We start from the raw sequence: 21,398 nt of genomic DNA, 5'->3' as shown, positions 1-21,398 counted from the left end.
ATGAGTAATTGATAAAATAAATGTTTTTTTTGAAAATCAACATGTGGGAATTGGCATTGAGTTACATCAAAAATTAAAATGACGGACAGTTAGTATCCTACAGGTTTTTATTCCAGTTTTGAAGGTGAGGTCGATTTGATCGATTCCAATGTAAAGAAGGCATTAAGTGAATTGGGGATGCCGAAGCAGGCTTTGGACCAGTATTTACGTTTGTACGGAAAATTTCTTTCGGGACCCTCGTTGGTGCAGGACTGGTCAGCTGTTTGTACACCGGACAGTTCCCATTTATTTCCTTATGAGAATCTTGAAGACCCTGATGCCGGCAAAAGTACTGAACTCCACAAGAAACTGGTGGTGCTGAAGTTAAACGGTGGACTGGGAACGAGCATGGGATGCCAGGGGCCCAAATCTGCAATTGTTGTTAAAAATGGAAAGTCGTTTCTCGAGCTAATTGGAGATCAAGTCAGGCACCTTCAAAGTAAGGCCTCTGTAGCATTAAGCTTGATGAACAGTTTCTACACACACGATGAAACTTTAAAACTGGTTGAATCTTTTTTTTCAAAAATCCCCCTGACATGTTTTCAGCAAAACAGGTTCCCAAGGATTGATGAAAAATCACTTTTGCCCCTCCAACTGGAAAGTTTTGGAGAGAATACCTGGTACCCTCCGGGACATGGGGATTTGTATTGTTGCATTGAGGAGCAGGGGCTTTTGGACGGCTGGCTCGATGAGGGGAAAGAAGTTTTGTTTGTTTCAAACGCGGACAATCTTGGGGCAGCTGTAGACGAAAAAATTCTAAACCATATTGTTAAAAACAACATTCCCTTTCTTATGGAACTGACCCCCAAGACCACTGCTGATTTAAAAGGCGGAACGGTTTATCAGGATCAAGGTCGTTTGAAACTTCTGGAATTAGGAAACGTTCCTCCGGAGCATGTGAAGGAATTCCAGGGGATGGAAAAGTTTAAGGTTTTTAACACCAATAATATCTGGATTCATTTGCCCTCACTAAAAAAGAGACTTAATGAGGGCTTGATGGATTTGCCGATTATTGCCAACCGTAAAACAATCCAGGGTGAAAAGGTGATTCAACTTGAAACGGCAGTGGGTGCCGGGTTGGAGTGCTTTAAAGATTCGGTGGGGCTGGTGGTTTCCCGCTCCCGGTTTGCTCCAGTAAAAACCACCAGCGATTTATTGCGTGTGCAATCGGATATTTATATTGAAAGAGAAGGCAACCTTGAACTCAATCCGGAAAGATGTCTTGAGGGGTTGCCAGAGGTTTCTTTAAATGGTCCCCTGGAAGATACCCGGGATTTTGAAAAGCGGATCCCGGTAATTCCCGGGATGCTGGAATTAAAAAGGCTGGAAATAGAAGGGGATGTGATTTTCAAAGGTAGGGCCACCTTACAGGGGGTGGTCCAGTTGAATGGAACTACGAAGCCCCTCGTAATTGAGGAAGGGGCGGTTCTAAAGGACTGTGTATTGCGAAACTAGCCAATATCAACCTAACTTATTCATTTTAAAAGGGCTATCCTTGTTTCTGTGGATGAAGATTTGGTTTTTATTGTTTTCTTTTTTTTTGGCGGGGAATACGTAAGGTATATGAGGGAAATGCGATATATTGAGTAGGTGTTTGGTTGGTTAAAAATGTAGGAAAACGGGAAGAAATGGGTTGACTTGATCCTACGTAAAAGTATACTGATTTATATTTTTCTGTTCCGCTTGGATTATTAATCCAGGTTGAAATGCAGGAAAATTAAAACAATTAAGGCTATATTTTTCCGGAGATTTTGATTCCGGGGAATTAACTATAGTTGAGGATTCTGATCTCAATCTGGACTGAACGTGAGGGAATGTCCTGAAAGGTCAATAAGAGTCCGATCGCTACCTCGTCTTTTTACTAATTATGGGTAAGGGAGGAAACTATGAAAAAGTTCACGTTGGTTTCTATCATGACGGTTGTTGCTCTGTGTTTTGCTATGACGGCATACGCTGGTACCATCAATCCTGGGGACAAAACCGAATGTAACAATGCCAACAGCATCACTCTGGAAGCCCAAGGAACATCTAATGCTGGCGACCGCAGTAATGCGAACGCAGTGGTTTGGAAATCTGTAAATGCCACTACTGTTCCGATCACCTTGGGACCGGCTGAGCACAATGGTTTTGAAGGTGAGCGCAAAGTGGGCATGGCCAACAAGCACAGCATGGGCCATAAAAAAGTTGTCCTGACCAAGCAGAATGAGTTCAGCCGTGGCGACTCCATCGGCGATATCAGTGGTCTGGTTCGGATCACAAACACCGGTACGGTTCCGATTTCTGTAACCTGCGGTTAACTCCTAAAAAGAAAAATCAGCCGATCTGCCGAAAGGCAGGTCGGCTTTTTTTTATTCTTTTTCTTACCAGAAGTAAAACCCGATAAAACCCGCCAGCAGGATTCGGTAATAGATAAAAGGTGTGAGTCCTACCCGTGCTACTACTTTCAGCAATAAATGAATGGCCAGATAACCCACCACAAACGAAACTGCAAATCCAAGGAAAAGCTGGTAAGAGGAAAACAGGAACTCTGTTGACTCTGATTTAAAAAAGAATTCGAAAGTTTTTAGCGACCCGGCTGCTGTGATAATGGGAGCTCCCAGCAGAAATGAAAAACGTGCAGCTGCCTGATGATTCAACTGCGTCAACAGGCCGGCCGCGAGGGTTACACCAGATCGGGACGTTCCTGGAAACAAAGCCAGGGCCTGTGCGCATCCGATAAAAAAAACCTGCTTTGGAGTAAGACGATGCACATCAGGAGTTCCTTCCTGTAATTTTCCACGTTTGTCAATTACCCAGAACACAATAGACCAGGCAAAAAGGCTGCAGGCGACAAACATGGGTGACCGCAGGTTGGCTTCGATCCAATCGTCGGCTGCCAGACCTAATATACCTGCTGGAAAGGATGCCGCGATAATAGACCAGGCAAGTACCCGGTTTTTTTCGCCTTTTGGGCCGGGCAAGAGACCCAGGAACAGCCCCCACAGATCCTTTCTGAAAAAGATTATAATGGAGAGCAGGGTGCCCAGGTGCAGCATCGCATCCATAGCGAGTCCCTGATCCTGGAACCCGAGAAGTGCAGGTGCCAGTATTAGGTGACCGGAGCTGGAAACAGGGAGAAATTCTGTTAAGCCCTGAACCAGACCGAGTATAATGACATTCCAATCGTTCATATAGTCCCTTAAAAAATCTGCAAAAAAGTTTTAGGTTTTATAATATTTGAAATTTTGAGCTCCGGGTTAATTTTTTTTCCACGCTCTGCTTTTTTCGAGAGTCAAATTGAACTTACCTGAACAGAAAAAGAAAAATATTTGGGTTGCCGTCATCGTTATTGTCGGTTTGATCGCTCTCAGTAATCAGGCGTTAACGATGAAGGACCCGGAAAACACTTATCCGAAGAGAATTAAAAGAGCACTTCGTCTGTTTTTTAATCCAGCCGAAAATAAACTTGAAGAACATTTAATTGGGAAGGGGATCGACTGTGAAAACCCGGCCGATCTTTATCGTGAAGCGGCTGCTGCAACGGTTGTACTAAAGACCGAAGAAGGGCTTGGTGCCGGGGTTTTTATCGGCCCGGAGTTGATCGTCACCGCCAAACATGTTGTTGACAGTCCAAAGGTCACAGCAAATCTTCCCAATGTTCTGGATGATAATCTTGCGAGACCTGGACGTTCTATTCCTGTTGAACAGGTGATTCCTGTCGACGGCCTGGATCTTGCCTTCATCAAGACACGCGGCCGAAGCTCCAATTGGCTTCTTCTGGAAACGGGGATACCAAAAGATTCGGAGCTAATGGTTGTTGGGCATCCCAATGGGAAATACTACTCCCTGCAAAAAGGGAGGATCAAGAAAAAAGGGAGAATTGAGAAAACTCCTTTTATTTTCTTCAAGGACAACGAAGTGTTTTTTGGGAATTCCGGTGGCACTATTGTCAGTTGTGAAGGACGATTAGTTGGAGTGGTGAGTATGATGTCGGACTATGATAACAATCTCCTGAAACAGGGGATAGGAATCAATGCGCGAACGATTGCCCAGTATGCAGGAAAAAAGGGTTTGCCACTTCCTTCCGGATCGAAAAGTATGGATACGGAGCCCACAATTCGATAACAATTGCCGGGATTCGGTAATTGTGCTAAGGTGACTTCGTTTTGTGTTAAGCTTTAAAAATAAAGGGTTAGAGCTGATTTTTTTGCATTTTGCTTTCCGATTTCCCCCAGAAACAATCTTAGACAACGGCGCCCCAAAAAATCTTTGAGATTCTGGTTTAATGTTTGAGCCAGAGTTTGAAAGGGAAGGGGAATTGATATATTCAATAAATTGGTAGTGTGTCCCTGAGCTTTAACAGGGAATCTTTAGAAAATAGACCTTAGCAAAAACAATGAAAGAATTTCCAAGAATAAAACGCCTCCCTCCCTACGTCTTCAATATTGTCACAGAACTTAAAATGGCGGCCCGAAGGCGGGGCGAAGATGTGATCGATTTCGGGATGGGAAACCCCGATTTGCCCACTCCCCCACACATTGTCGAAAAACTGGTGGAAGCCGTACAAAAGCCACCGAATCACAGATACTCGCAATCAAAAGGAATCCCCAACCTTCGTCTGGCTATCTGTAACTGGTACAAACGAAATCATGGGGTGGAACTGGACCCCGAAACGGAAGCTATTGCGACTATTGGATCGAAAGAAGGGATATCGCATTTAGCGATGGCCGTATCGGGACCCGGGGACTCAGTTCTGGTGCCGACCCCGACATACCCAATTCATACCTACGCTTTTATTCTTGCGAATGCCGATGTGGTGAGTGTTCCGCTTAGCCGGGATGTCGATTTCTTTGAGGAACTGCTTAAAGCCTTCAAGGCTAATTGGCCACGTCCGAAAGCACTCATAATCAATTTCCCGCACAATCCAACGACCACCTGTGTTGATCTCGAATTTTTTGAAAAAGTCGTTGATTTCGCGCGGGAACACGAATTAATCGTGGTGCATGATTTTGCCTACGCAGATCTTGTTTTTGATGGTTACCGGGCTCCAAGCCTCCTTCAGGTTCCGGGTGCCAAGGAAGTCGGGGTTGAATGTTTTACCCTGTCAAAAAGTTACAACATGCCTGGCTGGCGAGTCGGTTTTATGGTCGGAAATCGTGATATTATCCAGGCACTGGCACGGGTGAAAAGTTATCAGGATTACGGCATGTTTCAACCAATTCAGATTGCTGCAATCATTGCACTTAACGGTCCGCAGGATTGTGTTGAAGAAATCCGGCAGGTCTATAAAACCAGACGCGATGTTTTGTGCGAGGGCCTGAACCGCATTGGCTGGAACATTGAACCTCCCAAGGCATCTATGTTTGTCTGGGCTGAAATCCCGGAAGGCTTTCAACATATGGGGTCTCTGGAGTTTTCAAAAATGCTGATCGAAAAAGCAGGTGTGGCGGTATCACCGGGTATCGGGTTTGGAGAGGGTGGGGATCAATTTGTCCGCATTTCTCTTGTAGAAAATGAACATCGAATCCGACAGGCGGTTCGGGGTATTCGTGAAGCGCTTTAATATTTGTGAAAGAAGAGATGACGACTATTTATCTTTACAGGAATTTTGATGGACTCAATTAAACTTGGAATTATTGGATTTGGTACTATCGGTTCCAGTGTAGTGAAAATTCTCCAGCAGAATGGGGATCAGATAAGCCAGCGGCTGGGAGCAAATCTTGAGCTTGTAAAGGTTGCAGATCTTGATATCACGACCGACCGGGGGGTCGCACTTCCTCCTGGAACTCTGACAACTCAAGCGGAGGAGGTGTTCGACTCTCCAGATATCGATATTGTGATTGAACTGATGGGAGGTTATGAACCGGCCCGGACTTTTGTACTCAAAGCCATGGAAAATGGAAAGCATGTTGTGACTGCCAACAAGGCTCTGCTTGCCTTACATGGCGACGAATTGTTTGGGGCAGCAGAAAAGTCTGGGGTTGCACTTTTATTTGAAGCGGCTGTAGGTGGGGCAATACCCATTATCCGTTCTATCAAGGAAAGTTTTGTTGCCAACAAGATTCAGGCGATAGAAGGGATTGTCAATGGTACTGCCAATTACATCCTCACCAAAATGTCCGATGAAGGGTTGCCTTTTGACCAGGTGTTAAAAGAAGCGCAGGCCAAGGGGTTTGCGGAAGCAGATCCAACCTTTGACATTGAGGGGATTGACTCTGCGCATAAAATTGCAGTGCTCACGCGGCTGGCCTACGGAACTTCTGTCAAGTTTGATTCCATCTACACGCAGGGAATTAGCAGTATCAGGCAGGAGGATATCGAATGTGCCAGTCAATTTGGCTACCGTATCAAGCTGCTGGCCATCTCAAAATACGACGGCAAATCTATTGATGTCCGGGTACACCCCGCTATGGTGCCTCAGGGTAAACCAATTGCAAATGTAAACGGGGTATTGAATGCGGTGCTGGTGTGTGACGATTGTATGGAAGAAAACATTCTTGTAGGTCATGGCGCAGGTGGACTGCCAACAGGTAGCGCCGTTATTGGAGATGTGGTGGATATCGCACGAGATGTGATCGCGGGTTGTAAGGGCCGCGTTCCACCCCAGTCTTATCCAATGGGATCACTAAAAGAAATTCCCCTGAAAAATATTAATGAGATTGAAGGGGAGTATTTCCTGCGGTTTGTGGTTAAGGATCAACCGGGAGTATTGTCGAAAATTTCAGGGATCCTGGGACAACATGAGATCAGTATAAGAACCATGATCCAGCGTGAGCGGTGTATAGAAGGTAGCGGGGTTCCTTTGGTGCTGATGACACATCAGGCTCTGGAAAACAATGTCCAGAATGCACTCAAGGAAATTGACGTCCTTGACATTGTTAGTGAAAAAACAGTTTTAATTCGAGTTGAAGAATGAGTGAACCGACTGAGGTATCAAAGGGAGTTTTCAATGCCTGGTTTCAATGTATGAACGGGTGTTCAACCCGGCATGCATTGACGGAGATTATTTACAAATGTCCGGAATGCGACAGCCTGCTTGAAGTCGTTCACGATATGGAGGCGTTGAAGACACGGTCAGCTACTGATTGGAAGAGGTTGTTCGAAGAGCGTTATCGAAAAAACGACTGGCCTTACGGATCTTCTGTTTGGGGGAAGAAAGAGTTGGTTTGCCCGGTTGTGGACAATGAAAATATTGTTTCAACATATGAGGGAGCAAGCAATCTCTTTTGGGCAGAACGCCTGGGGAATGAGCTGGGAATGAAGGACTTGTGGGTTAAGCAATGTGGTATGTCTCACACGGGTTCTTTTAAAGATCTGGGTATGACGGTGCTTGTTTCTATGGTCAAGCAGATGCGTTCCGAAGGTCAGAATATCAAGGCAGTTGCTTGCGCTTCGACTGGCGATACCTCGGCTGCCCTCGCAGCATATTGCGCAGTTGCGGATATCCCTGCGATTGTTTTCCTCCCAAAGGGAAAAGTTTCTTTGACCCAGCTTATCCAGCCGATTGCACACGGAGTTTTGACCTTGTCTCTGGATACAGATTTTGACGGATGTATGAAGGTCGTCCAGCAGATAAGCGCCGGTAATGAGATTTATCTTGCCAATTCGATGAACAGTCTACGAATTGAAGGGCAAAAAACCATCAGTTTCGAACTGGTCCAGCAATTTGACTGGGAGGTTCCGGATGTCGTCATTGTTCCAGGGGGCAACCTGGGTAATGTGAGTGCAATTGGTCGAGGATTCAAAATGTGGTATGACCTGGGGATTATTAACAAGCTGCCACGCCTGGTGTGCGCGCAGGCTGAACGGGCAAATCCTTTGGCGAGGTGTTTTAAAACAAACTATGAAAAATTTGAACCAGTGCAGGCACAAACCACGCAAGCCAGCGCGATTCAGATTGGCAATCCTGTAAGTGTTATGAAGGCGATCCGTGCTCTTAAAGAATTTGATGGGGTAGTGGAAGATGCAACGGAGAATGAATTGTCCAATGCAGTGGGACGTGCCAACCGAACGGGGCTTCTTTGTTGCCCACATACCGGGGTTGCTCTGGCGGCTCTTGAAAAACTGGTTAAACGGGGTGTGATAAAGAAAAACGAACGTGTGGTTGTTATCTCCACTGCCAATGGTTTAAAGTTTACCGACTTTCTGGCTAACTACCATGGAGAGAGAATAAAAGATGTCAAAACCGAATTTCCGTTTAATGAAATCAACTTACCGCCGGACATTGATGTTATCCGGAAGACTATAAGTGAAAAACTGGAGCGACGGAATTAACCGGGATCCTTTGGGTCCTCTGAAATAATTAATTACATTCCTTGATTAACAGGGATTAAAATTTGGAAAGAGCAGGTTTTCCTTGGCAGATGAAATTGAAAATTTAGCGATCATTGGTTCGGGACCGGCGGGTCATACTGCCGCAATCTATGCAGCACGTGCAAACCTTAATCCTTTTATGTATGAAGGGTATGTTAAAGGTGGATCGGCTGGAGGGCAATTGACAACAACTACGGATGTAGAAAACTATCCGGGTTTCCCTGAAGGGATCAATGGCCCTGAACTCATGCAATTATTCCGGAAGCAATCCGAGAGATTCGGCACCCGGATGGTGGGAGAAGACGTGCAGGAGGTGGACTTCCAGAATCGGCCGTTCACCATAAAAGGTGACTCCACAACGGTCAAAGCCCATTCCGTAATTATTTCAACCGGGGCCACTGCCCGGCGTCTGGCAGTCCCTAGTGAGGAAAAACTGTGGAACCAGGGTATATCTGCCTGTGCGGTTTGTGATGGGGCTTTGCCTTTTTTTAGAAACCAACCTCTGGTGGTTATTGGTGGGGGAGATACGGCCGTTGAAGAAGCAACGTATCTGACAAAATTTGGCTCAGTCGTTTACCTTGTGCACCGTCGCGACGAGCTTCGTGCTTCAAAAATCATGCAGGAACGTGCGCTTAATAATGAAAAAATTGAAATGGTATGGGATTCAGTTCTGGAAGATGCCATTGGAGATCAATTTGTTACGGGTGCAAGATTAAAAAACCTGAAGACCAATGAACAACGAGAACTGGAAGCCGCTGGAATATTTTATGCCATAGGCCATACTCCTAACACTGAAATCTTCAAGGGGAAAATTGACCTTGAGGACTCCGGTTACATAAAGATCAAACCGGGAACGCAGGAGACCAGTGTTGAGGGTGTTTTTGCTGCGGGGGACGTACATGACCACAAATACCGACAGGCCGTAACAGCCGCGGGGACCGGCTGTGCTGCGGCTCTTGAAGCGGAGAGATGGCTGGGTGAAAAGGGTCTTGCCTGATTAATTCCATTTTATTTCATTTTTGACCCAGACTTTTATCGATATATATTTTGTGCTTGAACCCTAATTGATCTGGTGCCTATGGCCGACAAGCGTGCATTTCCCAGGAAAGCCATTGAAGCGAAGGTGGCTTTGGTAATGGATGGCCGGAAATTTTCCGCTGTGGTTATTGATATTAGCGTTAAAGGTATGTTGCTTGAGTTCGACCAGCCTTTGGAAATTGAAAAATGTTTACAACTGAATTTACTTGAGCACGAGGAGATAAGCTCCTGCATCCTTGAGGGACAAATTGTTCGTTGTGAAAGGAGGGAGCAAGGTAAGTTTGTTGTGGCTTTTTCACTCCTGAACCCCGATGATAAATTTATGATGGATGCCCTGGCTTATATTCATCAAGGTAAAATTTAAAAATGTGCCGTGAAAAATGGAAGCCAACTCGTTACTTGAAGATATAGGGGGACGTCCCACCCTGGAGCGTGTCCATAAAGTTTTTTACGATAAATTGTATGCACACCCCTGGCTAAAACAATTTTTTGAGGGGATTAACCAGAAGGTAATCGAAGATCAGCAAACTGATTTTATGGTTTCGAATATGGGGGGAGGCAAAGTGTATAGCGGACGAATCCCATCCATGGCTCACCGGCATATGTTTATCACGGAAGAGTTGTTTGATCTTCGTTCCAATATCCTAAAAGATAGTCTTGAAGAGTGTAATGTGCCTGTTCCATTGGCAGAGAAATGGATTCGAATCGATTACGCCTTTAAACATTCCCTGGTGAAATCTGATGTTTCAGAATGTGAGCCCAACCTCACCCCCAATGGGTACGGAATCATCGATATTAAAAAGCCCTGACCCGAAAACGTTCTGTTTCCAGAGAAGCCTTCCCCGTATTTTATTCCCTGATTTCTCCAAAAGTTAAAGTTTATTTTTCCCTTGCTTGACCGGGAGACGAGTGGGTTTTATTTATTTTTAGGCAAACAAAAATGATCCAGGAGATCGATTATGCGATTTGATAAATTAACCCTTAAGCTACAGGAAGCTGTGCAAAAGGCGCAGGCCCTTTGCGAAAAAGAACGGCATCAGGCCATGGAAGTGGAGCATCTTACTGCCACTTTGCTTGAAGATCCTGATTCATTAGCTAATGTTCTACTGAAAAAAACAGGCATTGAAGTTGCCCGTATCAGTGAAGAACTGGGCTCCAGGATCGCAAAATTCCCTCGCCTTGAATCTTCCAACTTTCAAGTCTACCTCTCTGACTCGTTCAAAAAAATAATGGATCATGCCTTCAATGCAGCCCAGCAATTGCATGATGAGTTTGTCAGTGCGGAGCATGTCATTATTGGCATTCTTGAAGAAAAAAGTCATCCAGTTGCCAAAATTCTGTCTTCCCATGGTTTGACTTCTGAGAAAGTTCTTCAAGTACTCACAGAAATCAGGGGATCCCAGAGGATAACCGACCCGTCTCCTGAAGAAAAATTCCAAGTCCTCGAAAAGTATTGTATCGATTTAACAGAACGTGCACGATCTGGAAAAGTGGATCCTGTAATTGGTCGAGATACTGAAATCCGGAGAGTGGTCCAGGTATTGTCTCGCCGGACAAAGAATAACCCGGTATTGATTGGTGAACCCGGGGTGGGCAAGACGGCAATAGTTGAAGGGCTTGCTCAACGGGTGGTTCATGGCGATGTCCCCGAAAGCCTCAAGGACAAACGAATCATCTCCCTTGACCTCGCATCTCTTATAGCGGGAACAAAATATCGCGGGGAGTTTGAGGATCGACTAAAAGCCGTTCTAAAAGAGATAAATGGGTCCGACGGTGAATTAATCTTGTTCATTGACGAACTGCACACTCTGGTTGGAGCGGGTTCGGCGGAAGGTTCCATGGATGCTTCCAACATGCTGAAACCTGCATTGGCAAGAGGCGAACTGCATTGTGTTGGTGCGACAACTCTGGATGAATACAGAAAACACATTGAGAAAGATGCAGCGCTGGAGCGGCGTTTCCAGCCTGTCAATGTGGGTGAGCCCAATGTGGAGGACACTATTTCAATTCTCCGTGGGCTTAAGGAAAAGTATGAAATTCATCACGGAGTCAGGATTCAGGATGCTGCGATAATTTCAGCAGCGAAACTCTCGCACCGTTATATTTCTGATCGCTTTCTTCCTGATAAAGCGATCGACCTCATTGATGAAGCGGCTTCCAGTTTGAGAATGCAGATCGATTCTGTTCCTGTTGAGGTAGACCAGGTTCAGCGTCGTGTGACTCAACTTGAAATTGAGAAAGAAGCCCTGAAAAAGGAATCCGACGGAAAATCGCTCGAGCGGATAAAATCAATTGAGGAAGAAATCAGGAAACTAAATGAAGAGGGCGACAAAAAACTAAAGCAATGGGAAGAAGAGAAAAAACTGATTAGTGAGATCAGGGATTTGAATGAACGTATGGAATCGGTGAAACTGGAAACCGAACGTGCTGAGAGGGAAGGGAATTTGGAAAGTGCCGCTGAACTGAAATACGGAACTCTTCCTCGGTTGCAAGGAGAATTTGAAAAAGCCAAAGCACACCTTGCCCAACTGCAGTCTCAAAATAAAATTCTGAATGAAGAGGTCGGGGAAGATGAGATCGCAGAAATAGTTTCGCGATGGACGGGCATTCCTGTTGAAAAGATGCTTCGGTCTGACAAAAAACGGTTTCTTGAAATGGAGCAGGCCCTTCATAAGCAAGTGGTGGGGCAGGAAGATGCTGTCCGTCTTGTATCCCATGCCATTCGTCGGGCACGTGCCGGTCTTCAGGATCCAAACCGGCCCATTGGTTCCTTCTTGTTTCTGGGACCGACGGGTGTGGGTAAAACCCAGTTGGCACGATCTCTTGCTGATTTTCTGTTTGATGATCCCCAGGCTATGGTGCGGATTGATATGTCCGAATTCATGGAAAAACATTCCGTTGCCCGGCTTATTGGGGCCCCTCCCGGTTATGTGGGTTATGACGAGGGTGGCTACCTGACGGAACGAATCAGGCGAAAACCATACTCTGTCATTTTATTTGATGAGATCGAAAAGGCGCATCCCGATGTCTTCAATCTTTTTCTCCAGATTCTGGATGAGGGACGTTTGACGGATGGGCAAGGGAAGACGGTCGACTTTAAAAACACAGTAATTCTGATGACATCCAACATTGCAGGGAAAATGATTCAGGATGCTGGATTGCAAATGGCTCATCTAAAAGAGGATGATGTGGATGAATGGGATGCCGGCTATGAAAAAATTCAGGAGTCGGTTCGGCAGGAATTACGGAATCATTTCCGGCCGGAATTTCTCAATCGCATAGATGACATGATCATCTTCCGGAGCTTGAGGCGGGAGCAGATATTCGAGATAGTCGATATCCTGTTGGTTGATCTTCGCCGGAGGCTGGCGGAGCAATCCATCACGCTCGAGTTAACGAATCGATTGAAAGAGTTTCTTGCAGACAAAGGATTCGATCCGGTTTTTGGGGCGCGTCCTCTCAAGCGGGTATTGCAAAAATTTGTCCAGGATCCACTTTCCGTGAAGATGCTGGAGGAAGAGATTGGTGAAGGTGATTCTTTGTCCGCAGACCTGGAAGGAGATAAAGTGGTTTTCTCAAAGGTTTGACGGAAGCTGATCAAACTTCCAGCAGGCGTTGGTAAAAGGGGTGGTAAATGGCTTTCTTTATGGGCCGGGTTTCTCCAAAGTTTCTTAGGGCTTTTTCATAGCCGTCCAACTGCGGCCGGTGGCGTTGAATTTCATTTTTTAAAAACGCCTCCAGGTCGCTGCCTTCGTGGAGTCCTGTTTTATAATCTATAATCCACCTTATATTTTCTTCAACAAAAGTTCTGTCCAGAATACGTGTTTCAATTGTTCCTTTATTTGAATAGGTTAGTGCGTATTCGTTTTGTGGTTCGTCATGTTGATCCAGGACCCAGCGACCTGTTTCGTCTTCAAGGGTGGCCTTCAGGGCATTCAGACATTGTTCATTGGCCCAGTTCAGGTCACGGTGAGTTAACCCCATTCCCTTGAATGCAGTGTTCACCCTGGGTTCCCACATCCCCAGTTCCTCTTCCGTGTTTGGGCTGAATCCATTTTCTGCAAGACTTTGCAGGCATCGATGAAGCACTGTGCCAAGACATCTGGCCCGCAACCCAGCCCATTCAAATGAAGGCTCTTCCACTTCTTTTATGAGTATTTCTTTTCCCGTGGGGAGAGTTTCAGGAATTTCAGGGAGCTGAAACAAGTCGGGCATTCTCTTTAGAACATTTGGGTAAACTGGCCTGCCATCTTTCTCCGCAGTGCTGGCTGACGTATCCTCAGTTTTTTGCCAGTGTTTTGAAATGTATGGCCACAGCAGGCCAAGAGGAGATCCCGAAGATGGAGTCGTGTCTTCTTTTTTAGTTGGGGAGACATTGCCAAAAAGGTGGAGTTGACATTTAGCGCGCGTGGTTGCGACATAAAGAAGGCGAGCCGCTTCTGATAAATCCTTCTGAGAGTTGATTTTTTTAATATAGCGATAGAGGAGAGACGGGTCTGTCCCCGTTTCTTCTATCGGTGCCAATAAGAGCGATTGCTTGTGTGGAAGCCAGAAAACAAGTCGGTTTTTATCTGGTTGCGTTTTCCTTCCAAGTCCTGGGAGAATGACAAAATCAAACTCGAGACCCTTGGCTTTATGCATGGTGATCAATTGAAGATTACTTTCATCTGAGGCGGCTTTTGAAAAAATAGTCTCGAGCCGGTTTTCAAAAGCCTGTAAATTTATTTCGTCCTGGGAGTCCAGAAAACTTTCCAGTTCATCAAAAAAAGTTTCGATATCCTCCTGTGAAGTGCCGGGTATGCAAGCGGGTCCCCCAAGAGAAATCCACAAAGCTTCCAGGGTATTTCTCACGCCGGCCGTTGACAGGTTTTCCAGAGCAGGTTTCATAGTATGGACAAAATGCTCAGCACGCGTTTTTCCATCGTCCGTGAGTTTGTCAAGCCTCTTTGAATCCAGCAAAAGAGACCAGACCGACATCCCCTTGGATTCCACACAGAGCTCATGCAGATCCGTCATAGTTAAACCAACCCAGGGTGTTCTCAAAACAGAAAGCCAGGCGATCCGGTCCATTGGCTTGAGAATGGCGCGTAATAGTGACAAAAGGTCGAGGACTTCCCAACGCTCTGATAGTGGATCAATATCCTCAGCCCGGTAAGTGATTCTCCGATCACGCAACGTTCTTATGATTTGCTGTAAATGCCGTTTGGCTCGGGCCAGAATTGCTATGTTTTTACCGGGATATTCTGCTGAAAGGGTCTGAATGAGGTCCGCCACATCACAAGCTTCTTTTTCGAAGTCACCTTCCTCATAACAATGATATTGCACACCTGGTATTCCAAGTTCTTCCTGAAAAGCCTTGGAGGGGGAGTAACTGATTTTTCCGGAATCCGGATTTTCCTTTTTTGGGAAAACTTGCTGGAAACAGTCATTCACCCAGGCCACCAGATTTTTTTGTGAGCGAAAGTTTGTCGTCAACGTCAGTTTTTCGAGTGGGTAATCCCCAATGCCTTCATTCTGGGATTTAAGAAATATTCCAACCTCTGCATCTCGAAAACGGAAAATGGATTGCATAGGGTCGCCCACAATAAACAGACTTCGGCCGTCATCCGCTTGCCATCCCGCGGTAAGCCGTTTTAGTAGTTCGTACTGCTTAAAGGAGGTGTCTTGGTATTCATCGACCAGAATATGCTGGATTTTATAATCAAGATATTCAGTCAGGTCAGTAGGTAGCAGGTTGCCGTCCTGGTCGTAATCTCCCAGGGCATCAATGGCGGCCAGAGAAATTTCGGTGAAATCAGTCACTTCGTTCTTTCTGAAAATTTCACGAAGGGTGTTTTCCATGGGTTTCAGAATTTTGAACGTGGCTTCGAGTATGGCCCAGTCTTTGTTTGAAAAAGAAGAGTCTGGAATTTCTCTGAGATCATCCAGAACGGATTCAAGCTCCCGGTTATCAGACAAGTCTTCGAGAATTGCTTTGAAGGATTCTTTTTCATTTTTTAACTCGGTAGGAAATCCATCCTTTTTGTTTGGCTTTTTTCGAAAAGTTCCGCTTGAAGTGATCAATCTGTTGGCCAGCTCCCTCCATTTAGGAATATTGTCGGGCGTTGGATCTGGAAAAGATTTCAACCCGGTTAAAGAGGAAAGGGTATCCGGGTTTTGTTGATTGAGGTTCTCCGCACTTAAAGCAAGTAATGGGGGAAGAGTGGCTTTAACGGAGGCGGGAAACAATGCATCAGCAAGTTTCAATTGATCGCGCAAAAGATCGCTCAATGTGTTTTCAAACCAACTTCTATGGAGGGAAGTGAGCTCCATAGAAGAAAAAAACGGGATAATCCATTGGTCGCGTTTTTCAAGGAGATACTGGATGCGATTAAGAAAATCGAGCTTGTTGTTATCCAGGTGCTTTAAAAGGGTTCTTATGTTTTCTCCTGTTTCGGAGTTTTCTTCCGCCATTTCCAGGATTCTTTTGGCAGCTTCTGCATAGGTTCCTCTTGAGAATTCTTCGGGATTCAGGCTCCCTCCCAACCTGGACTTAAGAGGCATATGATGGACAATCCAGGCGCAGAAGGAATCGATGGTTTGAATCTTTAGACGTCCAGGGTTATTGAGCAGGTTCCAGCCACACTTTCTATCTTGCTCAAGTACCTTTAATGCAAGTTCCCATGATGTTTGGAGGTGGGGCTCGGATGGTTGTTCTCTTTCTGCAGCTCTTTCAAGAGCACTGAATATGCGGGATTGCATTTCACCCGCGGCTTTTCTGGTGAAAGTCATGCAGACAATTTGTTCGGGTTGTTCCACCTGGCCTAATAGATTTAGGAAACGCTGGATCAATAATTCCGTTTTTCCCGATCCCGCAGGAGCCTGCACAATGAAGGACCGCGAAAGGTCGAGTGCCATTTTTCGAACTGTTAGATCGGCAATTTCCGGCATTTTATGCGGGGTCCTCCAGTCGCTGTTTAAGTTCTTCAACACGACAAAGTGAGGCGTGCTGACAATTTCGGCATGTGCCTTCATCGTCAATGGGGGAAATATCTGTTCTCCCGCTTTTAAAATCAAGGACGATTATCTTTAATTGGGTATGCCACCGCTCACACAATTCTTCCCAGTTTTCACATTTTGTTTGTTTCTTGATGGAAAGGGCTTTGAGGCCTTGAGATGGGATGAATTCTGAAGCCGCCGTGTGGATATTGAAGTCCCCTTTTTTGACTTGTCCGAAGGCAATGCCGTCTGGATTGAGGTGTATTGCGTATAAAGGGAGTTGGGGATCTCTGACAGGTTCTTTGAACCAGTTGCCGGGTGTGACTTTGCCGGATTTATAGTCGATTAATAATTGTCGGCCATCGGGAAAGGCATCGATGCGATCCGCACGATAGCTGAATCTTAAACCTTCAAAGTTGAATTTATTTTTTTTCTCCAGGGCGGATACCTGGAAGTCCTCACGATTCAATTCAAACTCCAGCCAACCTAAAACCAGATCCGTAACCCTCTGAAATTCCATTTCCTTGAAATGGGGTTGGTCTTTGAGAATGCGAATGTAATCATCTTTGACCAGAATTTTTTTTATTACATTTCCAACCAGATTGGATAAAGAACCCGAATTAAATAATTGTTCGAGTTTGCTGCGTGTTTTTATTTCTTTCCATACCAGCTCTAATGCCAGGTGAATAATGTTTCCTCGCTCCATAAGGTCGAAATCAGTTTCTGCAATTAAATACCGGTCTGCCAGGAGCCTGTAAATCGAGAAGGCACGGAACGGGCACTCCACCTGGTTTTTGAGTATTCCATACCCACCTTGAAAGTTTTCTAAAAACGCAGAGCTCGCCTGTATTTCGGGTGTGTCAGAAATGGACTCAAGAGGAGTGACCTTGATCTGGTCCTTGAGTCTGTGTGTCTCCTCAGAGATCATTTCTATTTCATGCAGTCCGGATAGTAATGGACTTGGTCTTTTCGGCTCCTGATTTTTAACAAGTGAATAACTGAAAACAACATGAGGTGAGGACTTGACAAGTCTGGAGATCAAGGTCTTCGCAAACCTGAATTGTCTTTCAGGAGAAGCATAAGGAAGCTCCAGTTTTTTCTGGAGTCTTGCGGGAAGGAACGGGTTGGGCCTTAAAGGTTCCGGTAATATATCGGCCTCACAACCGATGACCCAAAGGCTGTCAAACGTCTGGCCAGAAGACTCCAAAAGCCCCATCAGCTGTACAGGGGAATCCTCTGTCGATTGTTCCTGAAATGGCCGGGCCGGGTTGGCCACCATATTGATCAGGTAGGTTGCAGCCTCGGTCCTTGAGATATGCCCGAGGATAGGATCAAGCGTTGCCAATTCATCCAGACGACTTTCCCATTCCAGGTAGGCCTGAATTTCCCGTGAACTTAATTTGCGAAACTTTGCTGGCCAACCAATTCCTGCCAATACTTTTACGAAAACACGAGCCCATTCACTGGGAAGTTTTCTTGATTGGTATTTTTTGTTCTGTTGGAATTCTATCCATTTAGCCAAAAGTCTTTTAATGCTTTTGTACTGGAGGGAATCTTTCTGGGTTTTTCCTGCTGCCGGGAGGGTGAGATTGCGCAAGTTGGCGAGAGTCACCTCCTGTAATTTTTTATTGATCAGACGGGTTTCCAAATCTTCGACGACATTTTCATCATCAACTTCTGGAACAAGATAAGGGCTTTTTAAGGTCTGCAGCAGCCTGGGAAACGGGGCTGGAATTGAGGCTGAACTCAGGATGGTCAAGGCAGGTGGGAACATGGACTCTTTAATTAGAGGTTGTCCCAGAGAAACGTTGAAGGGTAGTTTGACCTCTTCCCAGGGAAAAATCGAATTGGGAGCAAGCTCCGCCATCAACTCTCGCTCAAGCGGTACTTTGACTTCGTCCAGACGGGTCGCAACCACTCCAATCCGACGGCCTTCCTTGTATTGTGACCGTATCCACCGTGCGCATTGGATGATTTCTGTTTTGAGGTCGCTGAAACGACGGACGCTGGCATTTTCACTGTTTGGAAAATCGGTGGGGGAGTGGTTTGAAATTTCTTCAGGAAAATAACTGACCTTATGGTCATCCTTTTCAAGAGCCAGAATCAGGCTTTTTGTTGCAGGTATTATTTCATCAAAGCCGGCCAGTATAATTTGATCAGGCAGTGTGATTTTCCCGGAAACGATGAGTTGAATAACTCTACCCATGACCTGGCTTTGATCAATGGCTCCTTGTTGTTGAAGAACACCTTCAAAAGCATTTTTCCAGCGAAAAAAGGATTGGGTCTCCTCGGTACCGGAAAAATTTCTTTCAGTTGCCGGGATTTCATATTGGTGCAGGAAGGCGTAAGCTTTTGCTGCATCTTTGGCTGCTCCCTTCAGGGTAAGCGGGTCGAGGGCGACAAACTCCCGGTCCGCTTCAAGCAGGGTTTCCCAAATAGTCTGGCTTTGCAGGGAAGATAAAATCCACCGGTCAGGCCAATTGGCTTGATAGATTTCATTCAACCAGCTTTGAATGGAAAAAATGGGTGCGGTGAGCCAGATGGTTTGGCCGTTATTTTTTCGTGCGTCTGCGTCCTGTAATTCAAGGTGCCGCTTTAATCGGTTGTTTACGGTAAGTACGAGGTGGTTTTCAGGGAGGGGAAATTTTAGGGTCATAGAAATATGATAAGGATACCTCTAAAAATGGTGTTCCAGGCAAAACGCTAAGGAGTGGCCTGGACCCAGACTTCCCCCTTGGTGGTGGTTTCTTTTTTCCATATGGGAGTGGTGCGCTTCAATTCCGCAATGGCCCATTCGCAGGCATCAAAGGCCTCTTTGCGGTGTTCACCAGCAGCAATTATGAGAACAATATTTTCACCAATATCGATGTGGCCGATGCGGTGGATGATGCTCATGTCGATGATTTTGTAATCTTGAATGGCTTTGACCCGTATTTCCTCCAGCTTTTTCTCGGCCATTTTAGGGTAATGCTCGAAATTCAGATCTGAAATACTTTCGCCTTTGTTCAATTCCCGTCCTGTACCCAGGAAGACAACAATCCCGCCGATATTCTGGGAGGATTTTTTAATCGTTTCGATTTCATCCGTGACGGAAAAATCTTCACGTTGAATCCTGACTTTGCGTTCCAATGTGGTGCTCATATGTTTACCCTTAATAGTGAATTAAATCCCGCCTGAAAACGGAGGGAGCAGGGCGACTTCATCCCCATCTTTGAAAATGTGGTCCGAGGCCACTACATCGTGGTTAGCTGAGACCATTATTTTTTTATCACGTACCAACTCTCCGATTTTAGGAAGGCTTGTTCCTATGGCATCACTCAGTTGATCCAGAGTGACCTGGGCGCCGAGATCGAACTGGTCTTCATCCTTGCCGGCCATTTGCCTGAGTTGGGCGAAATACTTAACTGTGATCATGAGTCCGTCCCCGTTTTATCCCGCTGGAAAGTGCCGGATTTACCTCCTGCTTTATAGGCGAGGCCGACATCTGCAATTACCATTTCGCGATCCGCTGCCTTGCACATATCGTAAATCGTGAGAGCTGCAATGGAAACGGCGGTGAGTGCTTCCATTTCCACTCCTGTTTTTCCACTGATTTTAACCGTGGCGTTGATGTCAATTGAAACGAGACCGGATTCCGCCTCGGGTTCATCGTTGATTTCAAAACTGATGTCGACACCGGTCAGGTTGAGGGGATGGCACATGGGGATCACTTCGGGAGTCTTTTTAGCTCCCATAATTCCTGCCACTTGAGCCACCGCCAGGACATCACCTTTTTTGATTTCGCCTTTCTGGATGAGCTCCAGGGTGGCGGGTTTCATGAGTATGCAGCCAGTAGCTGTGGCCACCCGCTCAGTGACGGATTTCTCCGAAACATCCACCATACGGGCGCGGCCTTGATCGTTGAAATGCGTCAATGGATTATTCATAGGGACATTTTACCTTAAAACCAGCTCTCCGGCGAGTTTGAAATGTTTTTTCAGTATTGGTTGATAGAAATGTGGGTTTTGTAAAGATTGGCCTATAATACAGCGTTTTTGTTTGTCTAAACTTATTTTGGGTTTTCGATTTGGCCATTGAGCACATTGCTATTGTCTTCTTGTCCAGTCTGTTCCATGCCATCTGGAATATTCTCACCCAGACCAGTCAGAATTCCCAGTTTTTATCCGGTTTGAAAGGGGTCTGGATCATGGGGGCCGGGCTGGTTCTCATGACCGTCAATGGTGTCGGACATCTACCACCGGAACTTTGGAAATGGATCATCATCTCCGGGGTCCTCCATGGCACCTATATCCTCAGCCTGTCCAAAGCCTACAACACCACCGACATCTCCTACGTTTACCCGATAGCCCGTTCTGCCCCTGTGTTTGTTCCCCTGTTTGCCTGGTGGTGGCTGGATGAACGCATAGGGCTCACCAGTATTCTGGCTATTGGAGCAATCCTTCTGGCGGTCTACATTCTGCATTTCAAAGGTAAACTTCTGGAAGGTTTCAAAAATGTCTGGGATGCCTTATGGCATAAAGACCTGCGCTGGGCTTTTATTACCCTGGGGTTGGTGGTGTCTTACAGTCTGGTAGACAAAAGGGGAATGGACCTTTTTCTCCACCAGTTTCCCGACCGCTCTTTTATGAACGGGATGGAGTTTTTCTTTTTTGAGGCCACCATAGGGTTTACCCTGTGCAACCTGTATCTGTTCATGAAACACAAGCCGCGAGAAATCTTTGAGGCCTGGGGGCAGGAGAAGGTTAAGGGGTTTATTGCGGGAATCACCACCGTTGGATCTTATGGTCTGATTTGCGTGGTTCTGCAGTTTGAGGCCGTCAGTCAGGTGGTGGCGGTGAGGCAGGTCAGTGTCATGATGGTGGTGTTGTGGGGAGTTTTCAAGCTCAAGGAACCTTTTGGCCCGCAAAGGATTCTGGCCGGAGCCCTGATCGCTGGAGGTGTTGCCCTCATTGGCCTTGATTGATTGTTGGACTTGAATGAAAAACCAAAATAAAGAATAAGGGACTGCCAAGATTAAAAAAGTTTAATGCATCTGTTCCGTTTGTGGAGAT

17 protein-coding genes are annotated in these 21,398 nt (G+C 45.9%); 11 read left to right on the top strand and 6 right to left on the bottom strand.

The window, feature by feature from the left end; genetic code table 11:
* The first annotated feature begins 135 nt into the window (after positions 1-135).
* Together G3M70_17375 and G3M70_17370 are read left to right on the top strand one after the other, a co-directional pair.
* The gene (locus tag G3M70_17375; GenBank protein QPJ63550.1) at positions 136-1,494 is read left to right on the top strand and encodes a UTP--glucose-1-phosphate uridylyltransferase; all 1,359 of its coding nucleotides are present in this window, start codon (positions 136-138) and stop codon (positions 1,492-1,494) included.
* A 431-nt stretch (positions 1,495-1,925) separates the two neighbouring features.
* Entirely contained in the window at positions 1,926-2,336 is a 411-nt protein-coding gene (locus G3M70_17370) for a hypothetical protein (GenBank protein ID QPJ63549.1), read from the top strand.
* Between the two features lie 63 nt (positions 2,337-2,399).
* Here G3M70_17370 and G3M70_17365 read toward each other — a convergent pair whose 3' ends face one another.
* The gene (locus G3M70_17365; GenBank protein QPJ63548.1) at positions 2,400-3,209 is read right to left on the bottom strand and encodes an undecaprenyl-diphosphate phosphatase; all 810 of its coding nucleotides are present in this window, start codon (positions 3,207-3,209) and stop codon (positions 2,400-2,402) included.
* 106 nt (positions 3,210-3,315) lie between these two features.
* On the opposite strand from G3M70_17365, the gene G3M70_17360 reads away from it, so the two are divergent.
* The 8 genes from G3M70_17360 to clpB all read left to right on the top strand — a co-directional run bounded on the left by G3M70_17360 (position 3,316) and on the right by clpB (position 12,956).
* Positions 3,316-4,143 carry a trypsin-like peptidase domain-containing protein gene (locus tag G3M70_17360; GenBank protein QPJ63547.1) on the top strand — a complete coding sequence of 276 codons (828 nt, stop codon included), beginning with the start codon at positions 3,316-3,318 and terminating at the stop codon, positions 4,141-4,143.
* A gap of 271 nt (positions 4,144-4,414) precedes the next feature.
* Entirely contained in the window at positions 4,415-5,581 is a 1,167-nt protein-coding gene (alaC, locus tag G3M70_17355) for an alanine transaminase (GenBank protein ID QPJ63546.1), read from the top strand.
* A 48-nt stretch (positions 5,582-5,629) separates the two neighbouring features.
* Positions 5,630-6,934, top strand: coding sequence for a homoserine dehydrogenase (locus tag G3M70_17350; protein QPJ63545.1), 1,305 nt, complete (start codon positions 5,630-5,632; stop codon positions 6,932-6,934).
* Positions 6,931-8,292: a threonine synthase gene (gene thrC / locus G3M70_17345; protein QPJ63544.1), complete on the top strand. Its 1,362-nt coding sequence runs from the start codon at positions 6,931-6,933 to the stop codon at positions 8,290-8,292. The genes G3M70_17350 and thrC overlap by 4 nt, the downstream gene beginning before the upstream one ends.
* 82 nt (positions 8,293-8,374) lie before the next feature.
* On the top strand, positions 8,375-9,328 hold the full coding sequence (trxB, locus tag G3M70_17340; GenBank protein QPJ63543.1) for a thioredoxin-disulfide reductase: 954 nt from the start codon (positions 8,375-8,377) through the stop codon (positions 9,326-9,328).
* Between the two features lie 75 nt (positions 9,329-9,403).
* Positions 9,404-9,733, top strand: coding sequence for a PilZ domain-containing protein (locus G3M70_17335; GenBank protein ID QPJ63542.1), 330 nt, complete (start codon positions 9,404-9,406; stop codon positions 9,731-9,733).
* 16 nt (positions 9,734-9,749) lie between these two features.
* Positions 9,750-10,178: a group 1 truncated hemoglobin gene (locus G3M70_17330; protein QPJ63541.1), complete on the top strand. Its 429-nt coding sequence runs from the start codon at positions 9,750-9,752 to the stop codon at positions 10,176-10,178.
* Between the two features lie 150 nt (positions 10,179-10,328).
* Positions 10,329-12,956, top strand: coding sequence for an ATP-dependent chaperone ClpB (gene clpB, locus G3M70_17325; GenBank protein QPJ63540.1), 2,628 nt, complete (start codon positions 10,329-10,331; stop codon positions 12,954-12,956).
* A 10-nt stretch (positions 12,957-12,966) separates the two neighbouring features.
* Here the strand turns inward: clpB and G3M70_17320 are convergent, their stop codons facing one another.
* Genes G3M70_17320 through moaC form a run of 5 tightly spaced genes read right to left on the bottom strand, consistent with a single transcriptional unit; the run spans position 12,967 to position 20,273 of the window.
* The gene (locus tag G3M70_17320; protein QPJ63539.1) at positions 12,967-16,425 is read right to left on the bottom strand and encodes a UvrD-helicase domain-containing protein; all 3,459 of its coding nucleotides are present in this window, start codon (positions 16,423-16,425) and stop codon (positions 12,967-12,969) included.
* Complete coding sequence (locus G3M70_17315) at positions 16,301-19,003, bottom strand: hypothetical protein (protein QPJ63538.1); 2,703 nt, start codon at positions 19,001-19,003, stop codon at positions 16,301-16,303. Before G3M70_17315 ends, G3M70_17320 begins: the two co-directional genes overlap by 125 nt.
* 47 nt (positions 19,004-19,050) lie before the next feature.
* A complete protein-coding gene (locus G3M70_17310; protein QPJ63537.1) occupies positions 19,051-19,488 on the bottom strand; it encodes a molybdenum cofactor biosynthesis protein MoaE in 438 nt (145 codons plus the stop codon).
* Positions 19,489-19,509: 21 nt separating this feature from the next.
* Positions 19,510-19,761, bottom strand: coding sequence for a MoaD/ThiS family protein (locus G3M70_17305; protein QPJ63536.1), 252 nt, complete (start codon positions 19,759-19,761; stop codon positions 19,510-19,512).
* A complete protein-coding gene (moaC, locus tag G3M70_17300) occupies positions 19,758-20,273 on the bottom strand; it encodes a cyclic pyranopterin monophosphate synthase MoaC (GenBank protein QPJ63535.1) in 516 nt (171 codons plus the stop codon). Before moaC ends, G3M70_17305 begins: the two co-directional genes overlap by 4 nt.
* 140 nt (positions 20,274-20,413) lie before the next feature.
* On the opposite strand from moaC, the gene G3M70_17295 reads away from it, so the two are divergent.
* Positions 20,414-21,310, top strand: a complete 897-nt coding sequence (locus tag G3M70_17295; protein ID QPJ63534.1) for an EamA family transporter — start codon at positions 20,414-20,416, stop codon at positions 21,308-21,310.
* The last annotated feature ends 88 nt before the right edge of the window (positions 21,311-21,398 follow it).

The organism is Candidatus Nitronauta litoralis (assembly GCA_015698285.1).
Lineage (GTDB): Bacteria > Nitrospinota > Nitrospinia > Nitrospinales > Nitrospinaceae > Nitronauta > Nitronauta litoralis.
The sequence above is the reverse complement of the archived record's forward strand: the minus strand, read 5'-3'. Positions and strand labels throughout refer to the sequence as shown.

Excerpts from the sequence above, each read along its gene's own strand:
- G3M70_17370 (QPJ63549.1), top strand. The coding sequence starts at position 1,926 with ATGAAAAAGTTCACGTTGGTTTCTATCATGACGGTTGTTGCTCTGTGT.
- G3M70_17365 (QPJ63548.1), bottom strand. The coding sequence starts at position 3,209 with ATGAACGATTGGAATGTCATTATACTCGGTCTGGTTCAGGGCTTAACA.
- alaC (QPJ63546.1), top strand. The coding sequence starts at position 4,415 with ATGAAAGAATTTCCAAGAATAAAACGCCTCCCTCCCTACGTCTTCAAT.
- G3M70_17350 (QPJ63545.1), top strand. The coding sequence starts at position 5,630 with ATGGACTCAATTAAACTTGGAATTATTGGATTTGGTACTATCGGTTCC.
- thrC (QPJ63544.1), top strand. The coding sequence starts at position 6,931 with ATGAGTGAACCGACTGAGGTATCAAAGGGAGTTTTCAATGCCTGGTTT.
- G3M70_17330 (QPJ63541.1), top strand. The coding sequence starts at position 9,750 with ATGGAAGCCAACTCGTTACTTGAAGATATAGGGGGACGTCCCACCCTG.
- clpB (QPJ63540.1), top strand. The coding sequence starts at position 10,329 with ATGCGATTTGATAAATTAACCCTTAAGCTACAGGAAGCTGTGCAAAAG.
- G3M70_17315 (QPJ63538.1), bottom strand. The coding sequence starts at position 19,003 with ATGACCCTAAAATTTCCCCTCCCTGAAAACCACCTCGTACTTACCGTA.
- G3M70_17310 (QPJ63537.1), bottom strand. The coding sequence starts at position 19,488 with ATGAGCACCACATTGGAACGCAAAGTCAGGATTCAACGTGAAGATTTT.
- G3M70_17305 (QPJ63536.1), bottom strand. The coding sequence starts at position 19,761 with ATGATCACAGTTAAGTATTTCGCCCAACTCAGGCAAATGGCCGGCAAG.
- moaC (QPJ63535.1), bottom strand. The coding sequence starts at position 20,273 with ATGAATAATCCATTGACGCATTTCAACGATCAAGGCCGCGCCCGTATG.